At 35.8% G+C, this 25,555-nt stretch carries 22 protein-coding genes and 1 riboswitch; of the genes, 12 read left to right on the top strand and 10 right to left on the bottom strand.

The features are described 5' to 3' along the window. Positions 1-51 precede the first annotated feature (51 nt). The gene (locus WH188_RS15535) at positions 52-1,092 is read left to right on the top strand and encodes a quinone-dependent dihydroorotate dehydrogenase (protein ID WP_132845489.1); all 1,041 of its coding nucleotides are present in this window, start codon (positions 52-54) and stop codon (positions 1,090-1,092) included. Positions 1,093-1,156: 64 nt separating this feature from the next. Here the strand turns inward: WH188_RS15535 and WH188_RS15530 are convergent, their stop codons facing one another. Together WH188_RS15530 and WH188_RS15525 are read right to left on the bottom strand one after the other, a co-directional pair. Further along, positions 1,157-1,558 (bottom strand): DUF5606 family protein, encoded by a 402-nt coding sequence (locus tag WH188_RS15530; protein ID WP_339424309.1) that lies wholly within the window; start codon positions 1,556-1,558, stop codon positions 1,157-1,159. A 23-nt stretch (positions 1,559-1,581) separates the two neighbouring features. Continuing rightward, positions 1,582-2,040 carry a peptidylprolyl isomerase gene (locus WH188_RS15525; RefSeq protein ID WP_021189688.1) on the bottom strand — a complete coding sequence of 153 codons (459 nt, stop codon included), beginning with the start codon at positions 2,038-2,040 and terminating at the stop codon, positions 1,582-1,584. A gap of 188 nt (positions 2,041-2,228) precedes the next feature. Here WH188_RS15525 and radC point away from each other — a divergent pair, with 188 nt between their 5' ends. Next, positions 2,229-2,918 (top strand): RadC family protein, encoded by a 690-nt coding sequence (radC, locus tag WH188_RS15520; RefSeq protein WP_168126680.1) that lies wholly within the window; start codon positions 2,229-2,231, stop codon positions 2,916-2,918. Between the two features lie 595 nt (positions 2,919-3,513). Here the strand turns inward: radC and WH188_RS15515 are convergent. The 4 genes from WH188_RS15515 to WH188_RS15500 form a co-directional block, all read right to left on the bottom strand. Continuing rightward, complete coding sequence (locus WH188_RS15515; protein WP_339424308.1) at positions 3,514-4,695, bottom strand: homoserine dehydrogenase; 1,182 nt, start codon at positions 4,693-4,695, stop codon at positions 3,514-3,516. 39 nt (positions 4,696-4,734) lie between these two features. Next, complete coding sequence (locus tag WH188_RS15510; RefSeq protein ID WP_132768462.1) at positions 4,735-6,042, bottom strand: O-acetylhomoserine aminocarboxypropyltransferase/cysteine synthase family protein; 1,308 nt, start codon at positions 6,040-6,042, stop codon at positions 4,735-4,737. Positions 6,043-6,270: 228 nt separating this feature from the next. Further along, a riboswitch (SAM riboswitch) is annotated at positions 6,271-6,385 on the bottom strand. 402 nt (positions 6,386-6,787) lie between these two features. Continuing rightward, a complete protein-coding gene (locus tag WH188_RS15505; protein ID WP_232789290.1) occupies positions 6,788-7,630 on the bottom strand; it encodes a prephenate dehydrogenase in 843 nt (280 codons plus the stop codon). 12 nt (positions 7,631-7,642) lie between these two features. Further along, positions 7,643-8,812, bottom strand: a complete 1,170-nt coding sequence (locus tag WH188_RS15500; RefSeq protein ID WP_168126678.1) for a pyridoxal phosphate-dependent aminotransferase — start codon at positions 8,810-8,812, stop codon at positions 7,643-7,645. 192 nt (positions 8,813-9,004) lie between these two features. Between WH188_RS15500 and WH188_RS15495 the strand changes: the two genes are divergently transcribed. The 6 genes from WH188_RS15495 (at position 9,005) to ispE (ending at position 14,856) form a co-directional block, all read left to right on the top strand. Continuing rightward, positions 9,005-10,831 (top strand): ABC transporter ATP-binding protein, encoded by a 1,827-nt coding sequence (locus tag WH188_RS15495; protein WP_339424307.1) that lies wholly within the window; start codon positions 9,005-9,007, stop codon positions 10,829-10,831. Between the two features lie 98 nt (positions 10,832-10,929). Then, positions 10,930-12,129, top strand: a complete 1,200-nt coding sequence (mqnE, locus tag WH188_RS15490) for an aminofutalosine synthase MqnE (RefSeq protein WP_339424306.1) — start codon at positions 10,930-10,932, stop codon at positions 12,127-12,129. Positions 12,130-12,137: 8 nt separating this feature from the next. Further along, positions 12,138-12,764: a histidine phosphatase family protein gene (locus tag WH188_RS15485; protein ID WP_021189679.1), complete on the top strand. Its 627-nt coding sequence runs from the start codon at positions 12,138-12,140 to the stop codon at positions 12,762-12,764. Beyond that, the gene (locus WH188_RS15480) at positions 12,757-13,485 is read left to right on the top strand and encodes a menaquinone biosynthetic enzyme MqnA/MqnD family protein (protein ID WP_339424305.1); all 729 of its coding nucleotides are present in this window, start codon (positions 12,757-12,759) and stop codon (positions 13,483-13,485) included. Before WH188_RS15485 ends, WH188_RS15480 begins: the two co-directional genes overlap by 8 nt. Before the next feature lie 96 nt (positions 13,486-13,581). Then, positions 13,582-13,995, top strand: coding sequence for an NUDIX hydrolase (locus WH188_RS15475; RefSeq protein WP_339424304.1), 414 nt, complete (start codon positions 13,582-13,584; stop codon positions 13,993-13,995). A 45-nt stretch (positions 13,996-14,040) separates the two neighbouring features. Then, complete coding sequence (gene ispE / locus WH188_RS15470) at positions 14,041-14,856, top strand: 4-(cytidine 5'-diphospho)-2-C-methyl-D-erythritol kinase (RefSeq protein ID WP_132768452.1); 816 nt, start codon at positions 14,041-14,043, stop codon at positions 14,854-14,856. A gap of 179 nt (positions 14,857-15,035) precedes the next feature. On the opposite strand, the gene WH188_RS15465 is transcribed toward ispE, so the two are convergent. Continuing rightward, positions 15,036-15,878 carry an ATP cone domain-containing protein gene (locus WH188_RS15465; RefSeq protein ID WP_132768450.1) on the bottom strand — a complete coding sequence of 281 codons (843 nt, stop codon included), beginning with the start codon at positions 15,876-15,878 and terminating at the stop codon, positions 15,036-15,038. A 63-nt stretch (positions 15,879-15,941) separates the two neighbouring features. After that, positions 15,942-16,730, bottom strand: coding sequence for a sulfite exporter TauE/SafE family protein (locus tag WH188_RS15460; RefSeq protein ID WP_132768448.1), 789 nt, complete (start codon positions 16,728-16,730; stop codon positions 15,942-15,944). A 106-nt stretch (positions 16,731-16,836) separates the two neighbouring features. Here WH188_RS15460 and WH188_RS15455 point away from each other — a divergent pair, with 106 nt between their 5' ends. The 3 genes from WH188_RS15455 (at position 16,837) to WH188_RS15445 (ending at position 21,459) form a co-directional block, all read left to right on the top strand. Further along, complete coding sequence (locus WH188_RS15455; protein WP_021189673.1) at positions 16,837-17,136, top strand: YgaP family membrane protein; 300 nt, start codon at positions 16,837-16,839, stop codon at positions 17,134-17,136. Positions 17,137-17,374: 238 nt separating this feature from the next. Continuing rightward, positions 17,375-18,592, top strand: a complete 1,218-nt coding sequence (locus WH188_RS15450) for a DEAD/DEAH box helicase (RefSeq protein WP_132845471.1) — start codon at positions 17,375-17,377, stop codon at positions 18,590-18,592. Between the two features lie 257 nt (positions 18,593-18,849). After that, positions 18,850-21,459, top strand: coding sequence for a hypothetical protein (locus tag WH188_RS15445; RefSeq protein WP_339424303.1), 2,610 nt, complete (start codon positions 18,850-18,852; stop codon positions 21,457-21,459). Between the two features lie 77 nt (positions 21,460-21,536). Here the strand turns inward: WH188_RS15445 and WH188_RS15440 are convergent, their stop codons facing one another. Next, positions 21,537-21,863 (bottom strand): hypothetical protein, encoded by a 327-nt coding sequence (locus WH188_RS15440; RefSeq protein WP_132768442.1) that lies wholly within the window; start codon positions 21,861-21,863, stop codon positions 21,537-21,539. 141 nt (positions 21,864-22,004) lie between these two features. Here WH188_RS15440 and WH188_RS15435 point away from each other — a divergent pair, with 141 nt between their 5' ends. After that, positions 22,005-23,231: an NAD(P)/FAD-dependent oxidoreductase gene (locus WH188_RS15435; RefSeq protein ID WP_339424302.1), complete on the top strand. Its 1,227-nt coding sequence runs from the start codon at positions 22,005-22,007 to the stop codon at positions 23,229-23,231. A gap of 79 nt (positions 23,232-23,310) precedes the next feature. On the opposite strand, the gene WH188_RS15430 is transcribed toward WH188_RS15435, so the two are convergent. Next, a complete protein-coding gene (locus WH188_RS15430; protein ID WP_339424301.1) occupies positions 23,311-25,476 on the bottom strand; it encodes a S46 family peptidase in 2,166 nt (721 codons plus the stop codon). Positions 25,477-25,555 lie beyond the last annotated feature (79 nt).

Genomic DNA, 25,555 nt, shown 5'->3' with positions numbered 1-25,555 from the left:
TTCGATTGCAAAAGTAATGAAATTTCTTCTTCTTTGCCTACCTTTGTGCATATGTACAAGTTGGTAAAACCTATTTTCTTTTCAATGGATCCTGAATCTGCTCATCATACGGTGACTGGGGGATTAAAAATGTTTTCAAAAATCTGGGGTGCTAAAAAATTATTAAGCAGTCTGTATACCTATGAAAATCCGAATTTGGCTCGCGAAGTATTTGGCCTTAAATTTAAAAATCCTGTAGGATTGGCTGCAGGCTTTGATAAAAATGCCGAATACATTACTGATATGGCCAATTTTGGTTTTGGTTTTATTGAAATTGGTACTGTAACGCCACGACCTCAACCAGGAAATGATCAACCACGGATGTTTCGTTTAATTCCTGATAAGGCATTAATCAATCGTATGGGTTTTAATAACCAAGGTGCTGACGTTGCGGCTAATCGTCTTAAACATTTAGCTACTGAAGATCGTAAAGGACTTTTAATCGGTGGAAATATCGGTAAAAATAAAATCACTCCAAATGAACAGGCGGTAGATGATTATATTTATTGTTTCAATGCACTTTTTGATTATGTTGATTATTTCGTTGTCAATGTCAGTTCTCCAAATACTCCTGGACTTCGTGATCTGCAGGAAAAGGAGCCTCTGAAACATATTTTAAATACGCTCGAGGAATTGAATAAACGAAAATTAAATAAGAAACCTATTCTTCTTAAAATTGCTCCAGATTTGACAAATAGTCAATTGGATGATATTGTTGAAATTGTTCAAGAAACTGGTATTGCTGGTGTCATTGCAACAAATACTACGATATCTAGAGAGGGCCTTCAAAGTGATGAAAATTTGGTTAAAGAAATGGGAGGGGTGAGTGGAGCTCCCTTGACCAAGCGCTCGACAGAAGTCATTCGCTATCTTTCAGAAAAATCAAACCGATCTTTTCCTATTATAGGTGTTGGCGGGATTCATTCTGCGGCAGATGCAATTGAAAAACTTGATGCTGGGGCTAGCCTTGTTCAAATTTATACAGGATTTATTTATGAGGGACCAGCTTTGATATCGGATATCTGTAAAGGAATTGTTCAAGCAGGAAAGTAGAAACTAAAAATAAAAAAAGAGAGGGTCTTAACATATGTTAAGACCCTCTCTTTTTTATCCTAAATTATACTAAAGGAGCTGGTGCTTCTTCTTCAAATAAAGGTAAATCTTTAATGATATTGTACCATGTAAAGATTTTTTTAATATCTGACGAATAGACGCGAGATTCATCGTGACCTGGTGCAATTTCGCGGAAAGCATCACGTAATGCTTGACCATCTGCTTTAGGATCTACAGTTAATCCTTTTTCTTTGATTGTTTCAAAAACATTCAATAAGCGAATTTCCTCTTCTTCGCCATAAATTGTAATGTCTTCTAATGTTGCCATTTTCGTAGAAGATAAATTTACTACCGATTTAATTTTAGCGCTGTCGAGAGTCTCTAAAATAAATCCGCCTTTATTTTGTCCAACTAATTTGAACAATCCTGGTTTTCCTGTTACAGAAACTAATGCTCTTAAATTCATAATACACTTTTTCTTGTTGAGAACTAGTCTTCGATAACTTCAATACTTAAAATACGGTCACCTTGACGGATATCATCTACAATATCAACGTTTTCAATAACTTTTCCAAAACAAGTATGATTTCTATCCAAATGAGCAGTGTTGTTACGGCTGTGGCAGATAAAAAATTGAGATCCGCCAGTGTTACGGCCTGCATGTGCCATTGATAATACGCCTCTATCATGAAATTGGTTTTCACCGGTTAACTCACAGTCGATTTTGTAACCTGGGCCACCTGTTCCAGGCATACCAGAAGCACCTTCACGTGAATTTGGACATCCACCTTGAATAACAAAGTCAGGTAGCACACGGTGGAAACTTAATCCATCGTAATATCCTTCTTTAGCTAATTTGATGAAATTTGCAACGGTATTTGGAGCATCTGCTGTATAAAATTGTACAGTCATGTCGCCCTTTTCTGTTTTAATAATCGCTTTACTCATTTTATTAAAATAAATGTTCAATTACAAATATAAGATTTCAAAACGATTTGAAAAAAAGAAAGCATGCTCATGTATGCTCTGAAATGCTAAAATTTATTTAAATAATTGATACTAATTATTTTAAGTTTTTAAATTTATGATTAAATTAGTAGATTATATAAACCTTTTTTACACCTTATTATTGTGATATGAGCAAACTGGTCATTCGAGATTGGGCGGAGGCAGATCGTCCTAGAGAGAAATTATTGGAGCAAGGTCGTCGTTCACTGTCTGATGCAGAGTTGCTTGCTATTCTTATTGGTTCGGGCTCAAGGCAAGAAACTGCAGTTGAATTGTGCAGACGTATTTTATCCAGTGTTCAAAACAATCTGGATAGTCTTTCCAAAATGGAGGTATTGCGGCTTTGTGAGTTTAAAGGTATAGGTGAAGCTAAAGCGATTACGATTGTCGCCGCACTTGAACTAGGACGTAGACGCAAGGAATCTGAATATATTGAAAAACCTTTGTTAAATAGTAGTCTGCGGGTCTATGAATATTTTCGGTACCAGTTACAAGATCTTCCTCACGAAGAATTTTGGGTTTTGTATTTAAATACAGCTTGTAAAGTGCTGGATAAACAATTAATAGGCCGTGGAGGCAATGATTTTACTCCAGTTGATGTTCGCATTGTTCTACGAAATGCTCTTAATTGTAAAGCTCATTCTATGATATTAATTCATAATCATCCATCGGGTTCACGTGAAGCAAGTAAAGCGGATAAAATTCTGACAAAAAAGATTGCGGAGGCTTCGAAAATAATGGATATCCGGGTTAATGATCACATTATTTTTACAGACAATGGGTATTATAGTTTTCGTGATGAAGGTCTTTTAGAATGACCTATGATTGGCGGGAGGATGATATTAGATATGGAAACACTAAGGCATAAAGGGAAGTTTCACTTCCCCTTTATGCCCTTAATCGTTAAATTTTCTTTTTTGTCTTCTATATAGAATATAGATTATTGCCAATAAAGCAACAACCGCAAGAATTATATAACTAGAATTCGAGTGTTCTTGTGCATTAATTGTATTGGTATCTGCAAAAACCAAGTTGCCTACCATTATCAGTAGAATTGTTAACCACTTAGCCATAATTTATAATATTTTTAGTAACATCACAATATAGTGATATTAACGATATTAAGCAAATTTTCTGCCACATATTTATTATAGTTCTAAATATGCTATTTTTTAACAAAAAATAGCAGTTTAAATGGTTTTGAACCTGATTATGTGGTAAGTAATGCCATTAATTAAAGATCTGAATTGTTAAATATAAGTCATGATTTGTAGTAGCTGCAGCACGGGGTTTATAGAAGTGAATTGGGGTGATGATAAATAAAAAAACGTTGAACCTACAAGTAGATCCAACGTTTTTCACTTGTGATTAGCAAGTGTTAGGGTTGGTTGGTATTCGGTACTTTTTATTAATTTAGGCAATTTCAGCTATAAAATTTCCTGTTTTGTTTATTTCAGATTTAAGATCTGTGATTTTCTTCAAATTTATTGTTCCAATAACGTACTTAAAATCAGGAGCATAATATCTTTCAATAATTTTTGTGAAACCTAATTTTTCAACTAGGCAGTCATCTTCATATCTCAAGTACACCTTGATTTCATGATCGGTACTGTATGATAATGCATCTGTATTTAAATGCTTCTTGTACTCATATCTGTAGTCATAACGTAGCGCTGTAATATCAGATAATACTGCAGATCCGGTAGGATGACCTCCAGCACCTTTACCGTAGAAAAATTGTTCATCTGCAAATGCTGCTTTTACAAGGACGCCGTTATTTTCATTTTCAACATTGAATAAAATGTTTTCCGAACTGATAAACTTAGGAATAACATAAAGAACCACTTTATTTTGATCTATTTCTCGAGCAGTAGGGATCAATTTGATCTTGAAATTTTTCTCTTTTGCAAAGCGAATATCTTGTGCTCCTAATTTATCAATACCGATATTGAAAACATCGTCAGGATTTACATTGATACCATAAGCATGAGCAGCGACGATCGTTAATTTGTATTTAGGGTCAAAACCACCGACATCTAAGGTAGGATCAGTTTCAGCAAAACCTAGGTCCTGCGCTTCTTTTAACGCATCTGCATAAGGTTGATTTTCATTGAAGACTTTAGACAATATAAAATTAGAGGAGCCATTAAAAATACCGGTCACGGCATGTAATAATTCATTGTCATAATACTCTTCTAAATTGCGGATAATTGGAATACTTCCGCATACTGCACCTTCATATAGTAGACTTGTGCCGTATTCTTGTTGTATTGCCGCTAATTCTTCTAAATGCGTGGCAATCATTTTCTTATTTGCAGAAACAACGTTTTTTCCAGATTTTAATGCACGAACAGTCAGTGCGTAAGCTGCATCAGCATCATCGATCAATTCTACTACGGTATTGATTTCAGAGTCACCAAGAATAGCCTCAGCATCTGTTGTGAATAATTCAGCAGGTAATGATCTTTTTTTGTCAGCGTTCTTGATGACAAATTTTTTAATTTCTAAATTTAAGTTTTTAGTCTTGATAATGTCGTACAATCCTTGTCCTACAACCCCAAATCCAAACATTCCAATCGTTAATTTCTTACTCATAGTTTTTTTTACGCTTTTATATAATAGTGCTATCTGAAATTATTTAATTTTATCGAAGGCCTGTTGTAAATCTGCTTTGATATCGTCAATATGTTCGATACCGACAGATAGGCGTAATAATCCTACAAATACACCTGCAGCTTTTTGAGCTTCTTCACTCAGTTGTTGATGTGTAGTCGCCGCAGGGTGTATGATCAATGACTTCGTATCACCCACATTTGCGAGATGACTTATTAGCTCTAAGCTATCGATAAAAGCATCGGCTTTTGTCACGTCACCTTTTATTTGAAATGAAAGAACAGCACCATATCCATTTTTTAAATACTTTTGCGCATTTGCAAAGCTAGGAGAGCTTTTTAACCCTGGATAATTCACTTTTTCCACTTGCGGATGGGCTTCTAACCATTTCGCAATTTCTAATGTGTTGTCTACATGACGCTGAACACGAAGCGATAATGTTTCTAAGCCCTGGATCAATTGGAATGAATTGAAGGGTGAAATAGCTGGTCCAAAATCACGTAGTCCTTCAACACGTGCGCGGATTGCAAATTGAATGTTTCCAAATGGGCCATTAACGCCAAAAACATCTGAAAAAACTAATCCATGGTATCCTTCTGAAGGTTCAGAAAACTGTTTGAATTTACCATTTCCCCAGTTGTAAGTACCACCATCTACGATGACACCACCAATACTTGTACCGTGACCACCAATCCATTTTGTTGCAGACTCTACAACTACAGAAGCTCCGTGTTCAAGAGGTTTAAATAGATATCCACCAGCTCCAAAAGTATTGTCTACGATAAGTGGTAAATCATGTTTTCTAGCAACAGCTGCTATCTTATCAAAATCTGGAATATCGTAACTTGGGTTTCCAATTGTTTCTAAGTATAAAGCTTTTGTGTTTTCATCGATTAGTGATTCAAACTCCTCGGCGGTTGTTTCTTTAGTAAAACGTACTTCAATACCAATTCTTTTAAATGCTACTTTAAATTGATTATATGTACCACCGTATACATTACTGCTGGAAACAAAATTTTCACCAGCTTCTACGATATTATTTAATGCAATGAATTGCGCAGCCTGTCCAGAAGCGACTGCTACAGCGGCGATACCGCCTTCCAATGCAGCAATACGTTTCTCAAATACATCTGTTGTTGGATTCATCAGACGTGTATAGATGTTTCCAAATTGTTTTAATGCAAATAAGTTCGCTCCATGTTCTGCATTTTCAAATACGTATGAACTGGTTTGGTATATAGGTACTGCACGCGCTCCAGTTGTTGGATCGGCAACTTGGCCAGCATGCACTTGAAGTGTTTCGAATTTTAAATTTTTATTTGTAGACATTGTAGTTATAATTAATTAGTTGAAGATTCGTTAATAAAAAATAGGGGTGAGATTGGGCACATGGATATGTACTTGAAATCAATAAATTTTAAAAAAGATTGATTAACAAGAAAACGTAAACATGTGCAAAAGCATTCGCATCTGTTTTGATGGAATATTTGTATCTGTTACGTTGGTGCTAGAATTTACCTTCTTGTTTTGTTGTAATGTTATTATCATTTGTCGTTTCATTTATATCCTCCAAAGCAATATTACTTTGGACAGGAATTGGCACCTTTTCAAACGTATTTTGAAGGTTGCCAGTGGGTCATTGAGCCAGTCTCTCGCCACTTCTTTATAAATCAAGACCTGATTAAGAGGTGTTGATTAGATGTATTTCTATTTGAACTACGTTGCAAATATATGCCTTGCTTTTTACAAACCAAAATATTTTATGCTATTTCTTAGAAAATACTTCTAATTCTACTCGTAATTGATCGTAAGCTCTCACTATTATGTAAGTATTGGTAGTTGATGGGGCAGCATTTATTTATTCCGATATGTTTATACGTCGTGGATGAAATCCATATCAGTAATTGAAAGCAATATAACTGAAGCATACGGTGTTAAACAGACAACAGCAGAGCGATGATCCTGTGATCTTTTTTAATAAAAAAAAAATAGGAACCTTGCGAGTTCCTATGCTTTCTTCTCATTACTTTGTATGAAACAATAATTCGCCTTTGCCAGTTGGAGCAAGTGGGTTTTATTTAATAATACGTTTAATCTTATTTGATTTTTTAATCAATTTGTGTAATTGAGTGTAATTTTCATCTTGGATGGCATCTTTTAAAGCCTGCAGCTGCTTGATGTTTTCCTCTAACACTTCGAGTACATTAACTCTGTTCTGTTTGAAAATAGGTGTCCACATATCCGGTGAGCTTTTTGCTAAGCGTACCGTTGATTCAAAACCAGATCCTGCCAATTCAAATATTCGACCCTGCGATTTCTCTTTCTCTAAAACAGTTAACGCTAGAGCAAAAGAAGTCAGGTGAGAAATATGGGAAACATAGGCTGTGTGTGTATCATGCTCCTCTGCAGTCATAAATGACGTCCGCATTTCCAGTTGTTCGGTAATGGAATCTGTTAATTCGAATGCATCTTCATCAGATTTAAATGCCTCAACGTAAACCATCATTTTATCTTTAAACAAATTTGGTAATGCTGCTTCGGGGCCTGAATATTCGGTACCAGCCATTGGATGGGCGGCAACATAGCGGCCACGATTAGGGTGTTCCGAGATTAACTGTAAAATATTTAGTTTGGTAGAGCCCATGTCAATGATGACTTGATCTTTTACGAGATCCAATAATTTGGGCGCTAATGTGATTATCGCATCAACTGGAGCTGTGAGAATGATCACTTTACATTTTTCTAAAGCTTCCTCTAATGTTGCCTTTTGATCAATGAAGCCTATTTGCAATGCTTTTGTTAGATTAGCATCACTTTTGTCAACACCAAAAACCTGATCACAGAATTTTTTTTCTTTTAGTTTCATGGCGACGGAGCCACCAATTAAACCGACGCCAATAATGGCTATATTCATCATGTTATTTCAATCTTAATTCGTTTGTTTTGCTTGTTCTATTCTAGCAATTGCTTCTTTTAATACTTCAACTGAGGCACATAAACTTATTCTAATATAGGTGTTTCCAGCACTTCCGAATATACCTCCGGGAGTAATAAAGACACGTGATAGATCTAACACCTCATCACTTAACGTGTAGCCTGATTCGTAATTATCTGGAATTTTGGCCCACACAAATAAACCGACCTGATTCTTTTTATATGTACAGCCCAACAGGTTCATGATTTCGAAAACCAACTGCCTTCTTTCGTGATAGATTGCATTTAAATCTTGATACCATGTTTGATCCAACTGCAATGCCTTGGCCGCTGCTAATTGAGCTGGTAAGAACATTCCCGAATCCATGTTGCTTTTAAAACGTAATACTTCATTGATCCGTGCCTCTGCGCCCACTAACATACCGATTCGCCATCCGGCCATATTGGAGGATTTGCTTAATGAATTAAGTTCCAAGGCAACATCCTTTGCACCTTCAATAGACATAATGCTTTTAGGGCTGTCTGTCAAGATAAAACTATAAGGATTGTCGTGGCAGATTAAAATATGGTTTGCCTCTGCAAAAGCAATCAATTCAAGATAAAATCCTTCGTTTGCACTCGAACCAGTTGGCATATGAGGGTAGTTGATCCACATTAATTTTACTTTTGATAAATCGTTTTCAGAAAGTTTTTTAAGATCAGGTAACCAATCTGTTTCTTCAGATAAATCATAGGTAATTGCCGTGGCTCCACTTAACCGTACTGCTGCCGCATACGCTGGATATCCCGGATTTGGTATTAAAACTTCATCACCTTCTTGTAAGTAAGTCATGCAAATGTGAACAATACCTTCCTTAGAGCCTATTAAAGGTAAAATTTCTGTATTTGGATTGAATGTTGCCTGATAATAACGTTGATACCAATCTGCAATTGCTTGCCTCAAAACAGGTGAACCTTTATAGTTCTGATAGCCATGTACATTGGTTTTAGCCGCTTCTGTCGTCAAGGTCTGAATAACTTCAGGGTGAGGAGGTAAGTCGGGGCTTCCGATGCCTAAATTAATCACGCGAGCACCTGCTTTATTGAGCTCATCAATCTCTCTTAATTTTTTTGAGAAATAATATTCTTCGGTTTGTTGCAACCTTTTGGCAACTTCTATTTGCATTATGTTCTGGTATTTTACAATTTACAAGGACTAAATTAGGCTTTTTCTATTAAAATACTAGTATAATGTCGTTTAAATTGGTGTTTATTGAATTAAATTTTTAATATCATCCAAGTGCAAGATTTCATTCCTTTAAACTATTCCTTATATATTGCGCGTAATTTTAGTATTTTTGCTACCTTAATATCATAAATGAAAACATACTTTAGATTACTTTCTTTTGCCAAACCCATTGAGAAATATGCTATTCCGTATATTATCTTTACATTAATTACAGTTGTATTCAGTACGTTAAACTTGGCGATGTTGGCTCCTTTGCTTCATGTATTGTTCAATACAGAACAGGTTTCAAGCGATGTCGTGTTAGTCAAGCCAGAAGGTCTTGGTCAATTACCGGCTTATTTTACTTATTATGCAAATTTGGCCAATCAACAGTATGGTCCTTATGGTGCATTGAAGTTTGTTTGCGTCGCAATTATTATATCTGTCTTTATCAGTAATTTATTCCGTTATCTATCTCAGAGAATCATGGAAAACTTACGTATTCATACTTTATTGAATTTACGTAAAACTGTTTTTAATAATGTAATGGATCTGCATTTAGGTTATTTTAATGGGCAAAGAAAAGGAGATATTATTTCAAAAGTAGCTTCCGACGTTCAGGTTGTGCAGTTTTCTGTAACAGGAACTTTGCAGGTAGTCTTTAAAGAGCCATTACAATTGATTGCTTTTTTAGTTACGTTATTTGCTATCTCAACAAAGTTGACTCTTTTTGCGATGTTAGTTATCCCAATTTCTGCATTTTTTATATCGAAGATCGTTAAGACATTAAAGGCGCAAGCTATCGCGGGACAAACTTCGTATGCAAATATGATTTCCTTTTTAGATGAGGCTTTATCAGGAGTTCGTATTGTTAAGGCGTTTAATGGAACAAATTTTGTCAAAAAACGCTTCAATGATGAGAATGATCGTTATGCCGGTATTATGCGTGCCATGGCAAGGCGGCAACAGATGGGTTCGCCAGTATCCGAATTGTTAGGTGTAATCATGGTGGCGATTATTTTATTATATGGTGGAAATTTAGTTTTGTCAGGTAGTGATGAATTTGGTGCGTCGGAATTTATTGCATATATCGCGATATTCTCCCAGGTTATGCGTCCTGCAAAAGCATTAACTGATGCCTTTAGCAATATTCATAATGGTATTGCTGCTGGAGAGCGTGTACTGGAATTGATTGATACCAAAAGTGAAGTTACTGATAAGCCTAATGCTAAGGAAGTTACTGATTTTAAAGAAGCGATTGAATTTCAACAGGTGGATTTTTCTTATGGTGAAAAGAACATCTTGAAGAATATCAATTTGACTATTGAAAAAGGTAAGACAATTGCGCTAGTAGGCCCATCCGGGGGCGGTAAATCTACACTGGTAGATTTGATACCACGGTTTATGGATGTTACCGGCGGTCAGATTCTTTTTGACGGAATAGACTTAAGAGATCTCGATCAAGAGTCTTTGCGCACGATGATTGGAGTAGTTAATCAAGAATCCATTTTGTTTAATGACACGATTTTTAATAATATTACTTTCTCTAATACTTCTGCTAAGCAGGAAGAGGTTGAAGCTGCTGCAAAAATCGCGAATGCTCATGAATTTATTTTAAAAACAGAATTGGGTTATGAAACAAATATCGGTGATCGAGGGGCTAAACTTTCTGGAGGACAGCGCCAACGTATATGTATTGCCCGTGCTGTTTTAAAAAATCCTCCCATTATGTTGCTTGATGAAGCAACATCAGCTTTGGATACTGAATCTGAGAAATTGGTTCAGGATTCCTTATATAAGTTGATGGAAAATCGTACTACAGTTGTTATTGCACACCGTCTAAGTACGATTCAGAGCGCCGACACAATTGTCGTAATTGATGCTGGTCAAATTGTGGAATCAGGTAGCCATAGTGAATTGATTCAGCAGGAGGGTTTATACCGGAAATTAATAGATATGCAACAGTTCACAGATTAATTGTTGTTCAACATATATTGCAGTACCAAAAACAAGGCTAGATTCTACGAATTTAGCCTTGTTTTTGGTACATTTGTTATAGACTAGGAGACATGCTAATGGATGCTAAAGAAAAATTAAATTTCTTAATTTCTAATCCGCTTTTGGATAGTGAGTTAAGAAATATAGCGAATAAAGTGTTGCAAGAGGAACGCATCACATTTGATGAAGGGGTATACCTTTATGAAAAAGCCGAATTGGGTTATTTAGGTGTTTTGGCGAATTTTATTCGTGAGAAAAGACACGGGGATATCACATTTTTTAATCGTAATTTTCATATTGAGCCTACTAATGTATGTGTTTACGATTGTAAATTCTGTTCATATTCCCGTATGATCAAGGAACGTTCTGAAGGATGGGAAATGGATGTGGAAGGCATGATGGATATCGTGAAGAAGTATGATGATGAAGCTGTAACGGAAGTACATATTACAGGTGGTGTGGTGCCGAAGCAAAATCTTGATTTTTATGCGGAGTTCTTTAAAAAATGTAAAGCACATCGTCCGGAATTGCATATTAAAGGATTGACTCCTGTGGAATATTATTATATTTTCAAAAAGGCTAAATTGAGTCATTATGAAGGTATGAAGTATTTGCAATCTTGTGGTTTGGATTCGATGCCAGGTGGTGGGGCTGAAATTTTCCATCCGGAGATCAGAGAGCAGATTGCCCATGATAAATGTACTGCTGAACAGTGGTTGGATATCCACGAACAGGCACATAAGTTGGGAATGCATACCAATGCAACCATGCTTTATGGTCATATCGAGCAATTTTGGCATCGTGTAGATCATATGGAAAGACTTCGTCAGTTGCAAGATAAGACTGGCGGTTTTCAAACCTTTATTCCATTGAAATTTAGAAATAAAGAAAATCAAATGTCACATATTTCTGAGGTTTCTGTGATTGAAGATTTAAGAAATTATGCGATAGCACGTATTTATCTAGATAATTTTGATCATATAAAAGCGTATTGGGCAATGATTTCAAGGGATACTGCACAAATGTCCTTAGCATTTGGTGTTGATGATATCGATGGAACACTGGATGATACGACGAAGATTTACAGTATGGCAGGAGCGGAGGAACAGAATCCCGGTATGTCGACGCAACAGTTGGTTGAGTTGATTAGAAAGGTAGGACGTCATCCAATAGAGCGTGATACCTTATATCATGTTGTCACAGATTACAAGGATGTGGTTTTTGAAGACGATAGCAAGAAGAAGAATTATTATGCACTTCCTGTTGTAAATAATTAAGATATATTTTGAAAAAGACTTTTTATTTTATTCGCCATGGACAAACTGATCTGAATTTGAAAGGTATTGTTCAGGGACGTGGCGTGAATTCTCCTCTAAATGAAACGGGATTGGCACAGGCTCAAGCTTTTTATGATGCTTATAAAGATATCCCGTTTGATAAAATTTATACCTCAACCTTGTTGAGAACACATCAAACAGTAGAATCTTTTATTAAAGATGGTATTTCTTGGCAAGAGCTCGAGGGCTTAGATGAAATTAGTTGGGGAATCTACGAAGGTAAAGAGCAAGACGAATCTATCATGAGTGGATTCAATGCGCTGGTATCAGCATGGAAAAATGGTGAATTGGATGTCAGTGTAGATGAGGGGGAATCTCCTAATGCATTGATGTTACGTCAAAGTGATGCCATAGCACATATGGTTAAACAAGAGCATGAAGAAACCGTACTTGTCTGTATGCACGGTCGTGCCTTACGTATTATTCTTTGCCTATTGACAGGTGTAGATGCCTCAAAAATGGATGAATTTCCTCATACAAACACTGCCTTATATAAATTAACGTATGATAATGATCAATTTGAAATCATTGACTATTATAATACGAAACATCTAGAGGTATTGACAAATGGATAAAGTGAGAGTATCGGCAGTTTCGTATACGAATACATTGCCGTTTTTAAATGGGATTAGACAATCTGCAGTTTTAGATCAGATCGAATTGAGCTTGGATAATCCGAGTGTATGTGCCCAGAAAGTAATTGATGATAAAGCTGATTTGGGGATTATTCCCATAGCGGCGTTATTAAGTCTTCCTCAAGCGCATATCATCACCGACTACTGTATCGGTACAGAGGGGGCTGTTGATTCGGTTTTTATTTTTTCCCATAAACCGATTGAAGAAATCCAGACATTATATCTGGATCAGCAATCACGCACTTCTAATGGTTTAGCACGCGTGTTGTTAAAGCATCACTGGAAGCGTCAAGTTAAACTTGTTGCCAATATAGATGAGGCGGATGCTTATGTCTTGATAGGAGACCGAACATTTGGCAAAAAGTATGAAGTCCCTTATGTTTACGATCTTGGACTTACCTGGAAAGAATTTACAGGTCTTCCTTTTGCGTTCGCAGTTTGGGTCAGTAAAAAGCTGTTACCGGAAGCATTTATCACTTCATTTAATGAAGCTTTAAAACTGGGAGTTTCGCATCCTGAAGCTGTGATTCCAGGATTGCCTGAATATAAAGATTTTGATTACCATCATTATCTTACATCAAGTTTGAACTATCATCTTACAGCTAAAAAGCGAGAAGCTATTGAAAGATATTTAACACTTTTAAAAGGTTTAGATACATAATAGTGTTAGAAATGAATATATAAAAAGCGATTATGGAAATAGTCGCTTTTTACTTTATAACATGATGCCACTTATGGCATCTTAAAACGAGAAACTATGAATACGATTTATTTAGCAGGTGCAATGATTGTTGATGCTGATAATAGGCTTTTGGTTGTAAGAAAAAAAGGCTCATCCTATTTTATGATGCCTGGTGGTAAAATTGAAAAAGGTGAGCTATCTTCTCAAGCCCTTATTCGCGAGCTAAAAGAAGAATTAGATCTGGATATTTTATCACGAGATTTAGAATATATGGGCTTTCATGAAACCGAAGCAGTTAATGAAGCTGATACGCTCGTTAGAGGTGAGGTTTTTAGAATAGAGTTTAAGGAAAAATTAGTTATAATACCACAGGCAGAGCTTGAAGAAGCAACTTGGTTGAACGTAGATAATTATAAAAATTATAAATTAGCACACCTCATTGAAGAATTTACAGTTCCTATCTGGTTAGCAGGTACTTTTGAATATTAACATAGAATCCATAATTTTATCACTGATCTTTATTAAATATCTTTTATGCTATCTTTTCCAAATGCTAAAATAAACTTGGGTCTTCATATTGTAGGTAAGCGACCTGATGGTTATCATGATTTAGAGACGATCTTTTACCCCGTTAACCTGTATGACGCTGTTGAAATTGTTCCACTAAGTTCCGGTAGTACAACTTTTTCGTCGGAGGGTATTGTGATCCCTGGAAAGGGTATGAATTTATGTGAGCGTGCATATCATTTAATTCAACAAGATTTTGATATTCCTTCGGTTGCTATTCATTTATTAAAAAGAATACCAATCGGAGCTGGGATGGGTGGTGGATCTGCAGATGCAGCTTATGTGCTTAAAATGCTAAATGATCAATTTGAGCTGCAACTATCTGTTGTACAACTGGAAAATTATGCGAAGCAGCTGGGCGCAGACTGTCCATTTTTTATTGAAAATAAACCGGTGTATGCAACTGGTATTGGGACTGATTTTGCTCCTATTGAGGTCAATTTGAGCGCATACTATATTGTTATAGTGAATCCTAATATTCACATATCTACCGTTGAGGCTTATAGCGGAGTTGCTGCCAAAACTCCTGAGTTTGATTTAAGGTCCATTATTCAGTTGCCAATCCAGGAATGGAAGTATTATCTGAACAATGATTTTGAACTAACTATATTCGAGCAATTTCCTAAAATTAAGGAACTTAAAGATGCAATGTATTCATCTGGCGCATTATATGCCGCGATGTCGGGCTCAGGTTCTTCTGTGTTTGGAATATTTGAAAATCCTGTTGTGCTGGATGATTTAAAAATTTATGGTGATATTTATTATCCGATTGATCTATCATAAGTGTTATCTAATTTTCTTAATGGAATTGGAAGAAATGTGTTGATTTTTTTCTGTTAGTAGATTATTGAAAGTAGATTATTTTATATCTTATTGTCGCTTTATTTCTTAAAGAATAAGGCGACAATAAGAACTTTATTTTGGTTTTGAAGGCTAAGTAGGTGCGTACTAAAGCTTTGATTTTACTCTTCTTCAAGTTTATAGTCAATTAATTCTCTAGCCTCTTCAAGTACTAACCTTAACTTTTCGGAGTCTAATTTTAGCGACTTGAGTGCTTCTTTATTATTGATAATATCTTTCACGAGTATGATCTGGTTCTGTAATAAAGTTTTCTCTTCTACATCTGTAAGGGTTGTGAGGCAGGTTACAGGATAAAAAACAGCTTTATCCACTCTTTTTTTTATGCTATTGTCTGTTGGGTAGTCCCATGAAAGAAAATTGACGTTATAGTACTTACCAAAGTCCTTGGAGTCTGAAGTTAAATAGGCATTGGTAACGAGCCATCCTTGCGTGAATTTTTTATTTTGACCGAAGAAATGATAGGATATATCACTGATATCTTTAAATCGGGATAAGAAATACATGGGAGTTGTCACTGAAATTTTCGCATCTATATCATTTCGAAATTTGCACTCTATGGCCAACATCTCGTTTCCTTTCGATGCAACAACGTCTATCTCGTGAGAAACTGCGTGGCCTTGGATTGTTTGTCCTGTGGTGCTTTCAAAACCATATTCTTGAAATAAGCGTGCGATCCATTTTTCGAAATAAAAACCTTCAGGACCTAATTCTCGAAGTGCTTTTTTTAGGCTATATCGAGCTGCAAAAGAATTTCTTTGCGATTTTAGGGCTTCAAAAGCTAACTGATATAGCTCTCTTGTGCTTATCCCGTCAAATAGTTTTTCTTTGATTTGTGTATAAACTTTTTCAACTTGTTCATTGTTGGCACCAGATCGCGTTAAAGAATGACGTAAGCTGTCACTGTTAAATGGAACTAGTTCTCCAGAGTATTTTTTTACCAGCATATTAGATTATGGTTACAGTTTAATGTACTCCTGCAATTTACTTGCCATTGCTATTAAAAGTAGCTAAAAGAGTTCTTTAATTAAAATATAAATACCAACAATAAATATAAACCAGCCGAATATGGGCTTTAGATGATCTGTTTGAATTTTTTTCTGAAGTTGATTTCCTATTCCAACACCCAAGGTTGTTATGGTAAGCAGCTTGAACAGAAAATTCCAGTCTATCGTTATATGATCGATATCGCCAAGAAAACCAATAAGAGAATTGATCGTAATGATTGATAATGATGTGCCTATTGCTATACGTATAGGCATATGAAGCAATATAACTAAGGCCGGTATGATCAGAAATCCTCCTCCAGCACCTAAAAAACCGGTTACAAGTCCAATTCCAATGCCCCATGCAATCATCTTAATGGTATGTTGTTTAACTGGATGTTGAGGGCTAGATTGAATTTTCTTGTTTTTTATCATACTCCACGAAGATCCGAGCATCAATGTAGCAAATGAGATCATGGTTAACGTTGATTTTGTAAGCTGATAATGGTTGATCTCTAGAATAACTTCGGGTATATGGACCAGTAAAACTTTACGGACTAAAAGTACAACGATAACAGAGGAAATTCCGAAGTATAATGTTGCCCGGAAATTTACACATTTTTCCTTTGTTTTGATGAAACTTCCTATGAAACTTGTACTTCCAACAATAAATAGGGAATAGGACGTTGCTAGTGTAGGATGTATATGGAATAGGTAGACTAAGACTGGTACTGTCAATATGGAACCACCAGCACCGATTAATCCGAGGGTGATACCGATGAAAATAGACAAAGTGTACCCTATAATTTCCATCGTTGCAACATTGTGTGGCCAAAGAACGGAATAATTATTAGTAAACAAAAACAAAATAGTGTACTGCTTGTTATTAATTACAGAAGAACTTATAAATTTTATACATATGGGCGCGATAGTAGATAAAGTAATAAGCAAAGTAAAAAGTAAAATAGACGAAGAATGTGAGAATGGTACTATTGAGACTTCAGAACGTATCCTTTCTGTTGTGGCTGGAGGTTTTATATTAGGTGCAGGTGTTCGGTATTTGATTAAACATCCATTAACGGCACTTTCTGGATTATCTTTGGGTGGTGCTTTAGTTTACCGTGGTATAACTGGAAAATGTGCAATAAAAAAAGCCATTGAAGACGATGTAGAACGTGTAGAAGTTATTGAGCATCGCTATTTTGTGAAAAAAGACTAATTCGCATTTCTAATTTAGGTTTATACAGAGGGGGTCTAATATGTAACGTATTGGACCTTTTTTAATTCATTACCTTACGTAGATTTTTTCAATTATTTATTTAGCATTAAATTAATTTAATAATTCCCAGCTAATTCATGAATTTTCCAGTAAAAAATCAATCTTTTGGATTTTCTATGCGGTAAATTAGAAAAAAAAGCCTACATTATCCTGATTTTTACAGTAAAAGAAAAAAATATTGAAATTCACAGAATTTGGTTTAGCACCTTCATTGGAAGAAGGCTTAGATAGCATGGGATATGAAGATGCAACACCCATACAGGAACAGGCCATACCTGTTGTGTTGCAACATAAAGATCTGATCGCTTGCGCGCAGACTGGCACAGGGAAGACAGCTTCTTATTTATTGCCTGTTTTACATAAAATAGCTGAAGAACAATCCGATTATATAAATACTTTGATTTTAGTTCCTACCAGAGAGCTCGCTTTGCAAATTGATCAGCAAATCATGGGGCTTGGCTATTTCACTGGGGCAACTTCAATTGCTGTTTATGGTGGTGGAAATGGCATGGATTATGAACAGCAACGGACAGCAATTAAGGAAGGAGCAAATATTATTGTTGCTACTCCTGGACGTTTAATAGCGCATTTAGCATCAGGAAAACTTCATTTTAATAAAGTAAAACATTTCATATTGGATGAAGCAGACCGTATGCTCGATATGGGATTTCATGAAGATATTATGAAGATCATCAGCTTTTTGCCAAAAAAGAGACAGAATCTTTTATTTTCAGCGACGATGCCAGGTAAAATCAGGACATTGGCTAAGCAGATCTTACATGATCCGACCGAGATTAATATTGCCTTATCAAAACCTTCTGAAGGAATTAATCAGCAAGTTTATATGGTTTATGATGACCAAAAGACGGCATTGATACAGCATATTCTTACTAATCCAACTTATACGAGTACGATTATTTTTGCTTCCAAAAAGGAGTTTGTCAAACGGTTGAGTACTGATCTGTATAAAAGCGGTATCGCAGTAGAAGCATTCCACTCTGATTTGGAGCAAGCACAACGTGAAGATATCATGAATCGTTTTAAAGCGAAGCAGATAAATGTATTAATTGGTACAGATGTTATTTCCAGAGGTATTGATATCGTCGGTATCAGTTTGGTTATCAATTATGATGTACCTCCAGACCCTGAAGATTATATCCACCGCGTCGGCCGTACAGCACGAGCGGCGACAACAGGAACAGCTATTACATTTGTGAACCAGAAAGATCAGCCGCGGTTTGCAAAAATTGAAGAGCTTATCGGTTCAAGCATAGAAAAATTGGATTTACCTGAAGGCTTTTCTGCAGGACCGGTTTATGATCCAACACGTTATTCTGATCAAAAGAAGAAACCTTCTAAAAAGAAAAAATTCAAGAAATTCGTTAAGAAAGATTAATTAAAAGAATTTGATATTTAGGTTTGCCCCCGAAGAGTTAGATGCTTTCTGGGGGCATTTTTATGGCAAAACATCCAAAGTGCAGTGCTGCAGTTATATTGTAATTTGTAAAAGAAAAAGTATAAGGCAAGTCCCATAACACTATTCTTACAACCAAATGTGATGATTTTTGTTGACTTCTATTGAAAAGCAGAAGTGCAATTAAATTTTTTACTGTATTTTAGTTTCAAAATTGACCTCGTATTAATTATTACCGTATGAATAATCAAAACCTTCATCTTAAAAAGCATGTCTACAGCATTGTAAGTACACTATTGTTCATCACTAATGTATCTCATGTATGTGGGCAGTCGTCATTTAAAATGGAAGGTGATTCGGCAGTTGCCATGATCGATCCTACATATGATCAAGTGAGTAAGTTGCATCGTTTCTGGTTAGGTGATTCTTATCGTGAACTATACAATACGCCGGTTAAAATGCGGGTCATGCATCTTCAAAAGGAACTTGGCGGTCTTACTGTTGTCAAGCTTGGTGGAGGTATGCAAACACAATCGCTACGTTTAAGAGACAGTACGGGTAGAGAATGGGTTTTGAGGTCTATTAATAAATTTCCGGAAAGGAGTCTGCCTGAACATTTGAGAAATACGATTGCAAAGGATATTGTTCAGGATCAAATTTCGATTGCTCATCCATTTGGAGCGCTAACTGTACCGACTTTTAATCGTGTATTAAAAATCCCACATGCTAGTCCAGAACTGGTCTTTGTTGGTGATGATCCAGGTTTAGAAGAACACCGTGCTGTATTTAAAAATAGAGCTTATATGTTTGAGCCAAGAGTCCCTTTGGAGGATGAAGATGCGAAAACTGACAATACACTTAAAGCGCAAAGAAAGTTGGAGGAAGATAATGATATTCAAGTGGATCAGCGTTTAACATTGCGTGCAAGACTACTTGATTTCATTTTAGGAGATTGGGATCGTCATGAGGATAATTGGCGATGGGATTCTAAAAAGATTGACGATAAGAAAGTGTATAGTCCAGTTCCAAGAGACCGTGATAAAGTGTATTATAAAACATCGGGTATACTTCCGGTATTACTATCCATGCAGTGGCTGAAAGCGCACTTGCAACCTTTTGGTGATCATATTCGCAATGTCGGTCAGTGGAATTTTAATGAAAGACATTTTGACCGTTATTTCTTAAACCATTTGGATCGAAAGGATTGGAAAGAGGAGATCAAATTTGTACAAACGGTTGTTAATGATGCTGTTATAGATGAAGCAATAGCACAGATGCCAGATACTATTGTACGATTGGGTGGAGAACAGCTTAAAGGTCATATACGTGCTAGAAGAGATAATCTGATGTCTACTGCTTTAGATTATTATGGTGATCTAGCAAAGAACGTTGATATCGCCACTTCAGCTAAGAATGAGTTTTTCTATTTTAACTATCATACTGACGGTTCGCTTGAGCTAGAAATCAGAAATAAAAAGAAAGATGGATCTGAAGGGAGGAAACTTGTTAAAAGAACATTCCTTCCGAAGGAGACAAAAGAATTACGGATTTATGGGCTTGATGGTTCAGATGTATATGATATTCGTGGTCAAAATAAATCGAAAATAAAGCTTCGGTTGATAGGGGGTAAGGGGAAGGATGATTACCGCATAGACCCTAATTTTGAGAACGGTAAACTTGTTTATATTTATGATGATAAGGAAGTTCAACCTAATTTTAAGAACACGCCTTTTATAAATCTAAAATTGTCAAATGATACCTTAGTGCATCGTTATGATCGAAATAGTTTCAAATATGATCGCACCGGTGTGTTGGCTTCTTTACAATATGGAGTAGATAAAGGCCTTTTGTTCGGGGCTGGTTATTTGATCGAAAAACAGGGCTTTCGAAAAGAACCTTATGCTTTTAAACAAGAATTTTGGGCGCATTATACAACTGGACGCAAGTCCTTTAGTTTTAAATACAATGCCGATATTAAATCGATATGGAATAAAAATGACCTCTTGATTCAATTGGAATCTGATGGACCTAAAAACCAAGAAAACTTTTTTGGTTTGGGAAATAATACAGATTATGAACAGCGTAAAGAACGTGGGATTCAATATTATAGAAACCGATATGACGTTATTTATGCCAACTTTTTATTGAAGAGAGAATTTGCTGAAAACTGGAAATGGAAGATGGGTTCTTCTTCAGAATTTATTATGAGCCATGAAGAAGCTAATGAGGGACATTTTTTTGAAAAGTATGCCGCAGAAAATCCAGCTATACCTGTGTTTGGTAAGTTTTTCTTTACAGGAATTCTAGGATCTGTTCAATACGATAGTCGTGATCAAAAAGATAATGCCAAAAAAGGTATTTTCTGGGATAATCTGATTGAGGCAAAGTCGCAGCTAAATAGCAATGATAATCAATTTATAAGATTAAGATCTATTTTCAACTTTTATAAGACTAATGAAAGCGACTGGATAACTCTTGCCAATCGCACTGGATTTGAAACACTGATCGGTGATCCATTAATCTTTCAATATGCGCACTTAGGAGGTGAAAATAGTCTTCGTGGCTTTAACTCGAAACGTTTGAGTGGACAAACTATGCTCTATAATAATTTTGAGTTACGTTTTAAAGTTTTTAGTTATGATTCCTATTTGGTTCCTGGCACTGTAGGACTTATTGGTTTTCACGATGTGGGTAGAGTTTGGATGAAAAACGAATCCTCTAGTCGCTGGCACATGGGGTATGGCGGTGGCTTTTATTTTATTCCTGCTGATCTTTTAGTTATTCAGGCTGTTGGAGGTTTTTCAAAAGAAGGATTTCGTCCTTATTTAAGTATTGGTCTTCGTTTTTAAAATTACTTAAAATATTCTCCATGGATTGCAAAACACTGAGTTTGATACAATTTATGGAGAATATCGGTTTAGACTGCTTATTCTTTTCCACCAAAGGTCACCAGGACCATTCCTATTACAATGATTGTAGAACCAAGGATCTGCATCCAGGTCAAAGGTTGTTTAAAAACAAGAGCCATCGCCAGCTGAACTGTTAAAAATGTGCCCCCTGAACACAAGGCAATTACAATCGGCTGTGGAAATGTTTTGAATAATTGAATGAGAAACCAGCTTGCAGTGATTAGAATTATATTACCCGCAACTAATGCTGACCAGTGGTATTTTGGGTGAATTCCGCCATATTTAAAAATAATAGTTGAAACGATCTGACAAATCCAAAATAATAAGAAATAGAGATAATTCATGTCTGTGATTTACTGTTAATGATCCTTCAAATCTAATTGAATTTTAGGAAATACGAATTATTATTTTCATTTGTTGGTGTTGTTTTTCTTTTAAGAAAAAACAAATTGCCAAACCCAATGTTGTAATTGTAAATACAATTTATGGATTTATACGCAGGATTACCTTTTTGGATTATTAAAAATGCGCTTTACGATTATAACAATCCCTTAGAAAATGATTATGAAATTGATGTGGCAATTATTGGTTCTGGTATTACAGGAACACTAGTTGCGCACGAGCTCTGTGAACACGGTATAAAGTGTGCTATTTTTGATAAAAGAATCGTATCAAATGGCAGTACAGTTGCTAGTACAGCACAGCTGCAATATGAAATTGATGTTCCTCTTCATGAAATGATTAAGGACATCGGTGAAGCTCGTGCAGTTGGCGCTTATCGTGCAAGTTTAAGGTCCATTACAGATATCGAGCAAGTATTTGAGAAAACAGGTGTGAAGGGTGATTTTAAACGTGTCTCAACATGTTATCTGGCAAGTGATCAAGCAGGATGGAGTAGTATTAAAGATGAATATGAGGCGAGGGTGAAACATGACCTTCCTGTTCGTTTATTAAATAGGAAAGCATTAAAGAAGGAATATGGAATTGCAGGTCTTGGCGCATTATATAATGATACATCTGCACAAATGGATACTTATAAGTCTGCGACCGGTATTCTTAAGTATCATCAAAAAAAACATCAACTTCCAATTTTTTCTCCAGTTCAGATCGATCATTATTATGAAGTGAAAAATGGGTATGAACTAGTGACGAATAATGGGTTTAAGATTCGCTGTAAATATGTGATCATTGCCGCAGGATTTGAGGCGGGTCAATTTTTGCCAAAACAGGTTATGAATCTTAATTCAACCTATGCTCTAGTTTCTAAGCCTATTCATACAGATCAATTTTGGAAAGAAAGAAGTTTAATATGGGAAACTGCGGAACCTTATTTCTATATGCGTACAACCGCAGATAATCGTATCATGATGGGAGGGGAAGACGAGGAATTTAGAGATCCTGATAAACGGAACCGTTTGTTAAAGGGAAAAGTTAAAAAACTGGTCAAAAAATTCAATAAATTATATCCGGATATTGCTATCGATGTCAATATGGCGTGGTGTGGTACTTTCTCTTCTACAGCAGATGGTTTGCCATTTATCGGTAGCTGGCCCGGTAAAAAAAGAATGCTTTATGCCTTGGGATATGGCGGAAATGGTATTACATTTAGTATGATTGCCGCTCAGGTGATCCGAAATATAATTTTGGGAAAGAAAGACGACCGTACGGATATATTTGGGTTTGGAAGATTAACAAACGATGGAGATTTATAGTTTGGTTTGAGATCTCAATAATAATAAAAGGCTTATCGTATTTTCCGATAAGCCTTTTATTATTTGTTGCAGGGGATACTTATATACCCATTTCTTTTAATATAAATTGAGCATTGTCAATTTTGTCTGCTACCCATAGTACGTAACGGATATCAACACCTATCGAACGGCTATAACTATCGTTCCATGCAAAATCATTAATGGTTGCATCGTATGAGCGGTCAAAATTGACTCCGATCAATTCGCCATATGCATTCATAATAGGAGATCCTGAATTACCTCCGGTAGTATCCATATTATAGAGCATATTAACAGGTACATCGTTCAGTTCTTTCTTAACATATGGTCCAAAATTCTTGTTTTCCCAAGCAGTTTTTATTTCAGCTGGATATTCAAAATCTGCCTCTCCAAGATTGCCTTTTTGTATAATACCTGCTAGTGTTGTAAATGGCTTCATGTAAGTAGCGTCAACAGGAGAGTAACCTTTTATGTTTCCGAATGTTAGTCTCAATGTGGAGTTCGCATCAGGAATAAAGTTTTTAGACTGGTACAATTCCTTAACTGCCACATAATCTCCCATCAATTTATTTAACACGCCATCTCTTCTTTTTTGTTCAACAGCAAATTGCTGAATATCTTGTTCTAATGACGATTGAAATTTTATTAGGTTATCTGAATAAGCCAATAGATTAGTCCTATTTGATAAAATATCATTAAATACTGTTGCGCTGTTATTTAATTTCGATTCTGTAATAAGTTCCCCGGCATATGCACTTGCAAGATTATTATCTTGGAACTTCAGTTTTTGAATTGTTTCGATTTGATTGTTCGCTTGGAAAGCATGTGCGTCAGCTAGCATCTTAGCAAAGATACGGAGATCTGCATACATGCTGTAACTTTCGTAGATACCTTTTAAGTTTGTTTTTAACTTATTAATATTAGCTTCAAAAAAAGCATTTTGATCTTGTGATGTACTTTGTTGTAGCATCGCTGCTTTAAACGTATTTATTTCTTTTGCAACGCGCATTAAACTCGTGCTCGTGTAGATATTATTCATCCACATTTCCTTGTAGACGTCTTGATTGATTAATTTGTATAGGCCATCAATATCATCCATCAGAGTACCAAATTTATTTTTTAAATCTGATTTGCTATTGATAAAAGTACTTAGCGCTTGATCTTCTTTTATTTTGGTATTTATTAAATCAATATTACGAAGACCTTTTAGTTTTCCTTTATAGTTTTTTAAAACATTAGCGTTTCTTTTAATACGTGTCGCTAAGTAAAGGGCGGCATCATTATCTGTTTTTCCTGCTTCGTACATGCGCTCATTTTGAAATTCATACAAATTAGAAACATAAGGCAGTAAAAAATTTTGTTGATATTGAATATATTGCGCAGGACGGTGTCTAAATGTTTTACCTGGATACCCTAAAATGAAGACGAAATCATTCTCATTAACACCTTTTGGGTTTACTTTTAAAAACTTCTTCGGTTGGTAAGGGACATTTTCTTTTGAATATTTTGCAGATGCCCCATCTTTACCAACATAAGCACGTAAGAATGAATAGTCTCCTGTATGTCTTGGCCAGATCCAGTTGTCGGTTTCACCTCCAAATTCTCCGATGTTTTGACGAGGAATATATACTAGGCGTACGTCTTCAATTGTTTTATATCGGAATAGTACATATGTCTTACCGATAAACATTTCAGAAACTTCAGCTTTGATCGTTGGATCCTGTTTTTGAGCCTGTTCTACCAGTTCTTGTTGCTTTTTCTTAATAATTGTTATTCTTTCGGATGGATCCGTGATATGTGCAACTGCCGCCAGAATTTTCTCAGAAACATCTTCGTAAGAGTCTGTAATACGTATAGTTAGTCCTCTTGCTTCAATTTCTTGTTCATGTGACTGTGCTACGAAACCATTTTTAAGATAGTTGTTGATGGGAGTACTCGCAAGCTGTACTGCTGAGAATGCACAGTGATGGTTCGTGATGATCAATCCACTTCCTGATACAAATGAACCCGTACATCCGCTTACTTGTACTAAAGCATCAACTAGTCCAACTTTTCCTGGATTATAGATATCCTTTTCATTTATTTTTAGTCCCGCATTTTTCAATCCCGCTTTATTCAATTCGCTAAGAGGAAACATTCCTTCGTCAGGAGATTTCGCATGGATAGTGGGAGCAGCTGTTGCTAAAAGTAGGAGTAAACTCCAGGATTTTGTATTCAGTAACTTCATGTTTGTTTATATATTATTAAATAGGATTGTTCTGTCCGATCGAAGGTCAAAGATAAAAAATATTAAGTACATATCTTTC

The sequence above is a fragment of the Sphingobacterium sp. MYb388 genome (assembly GCF_037479535.1).
Taxonomy (GTDB): domain Bacteria; phylum Bacteroidota; class Bacteroidia; order Sphingobacteriales; family Sphingobacteriaceae; genus Sphingobacterium; species Sphingobacterium anhuiense.
The sequence above is the reverse complement of the archived record's forward strand: the minus strand, read 5'-3'. Positions and strand labels throughout refer to the sequence as shown.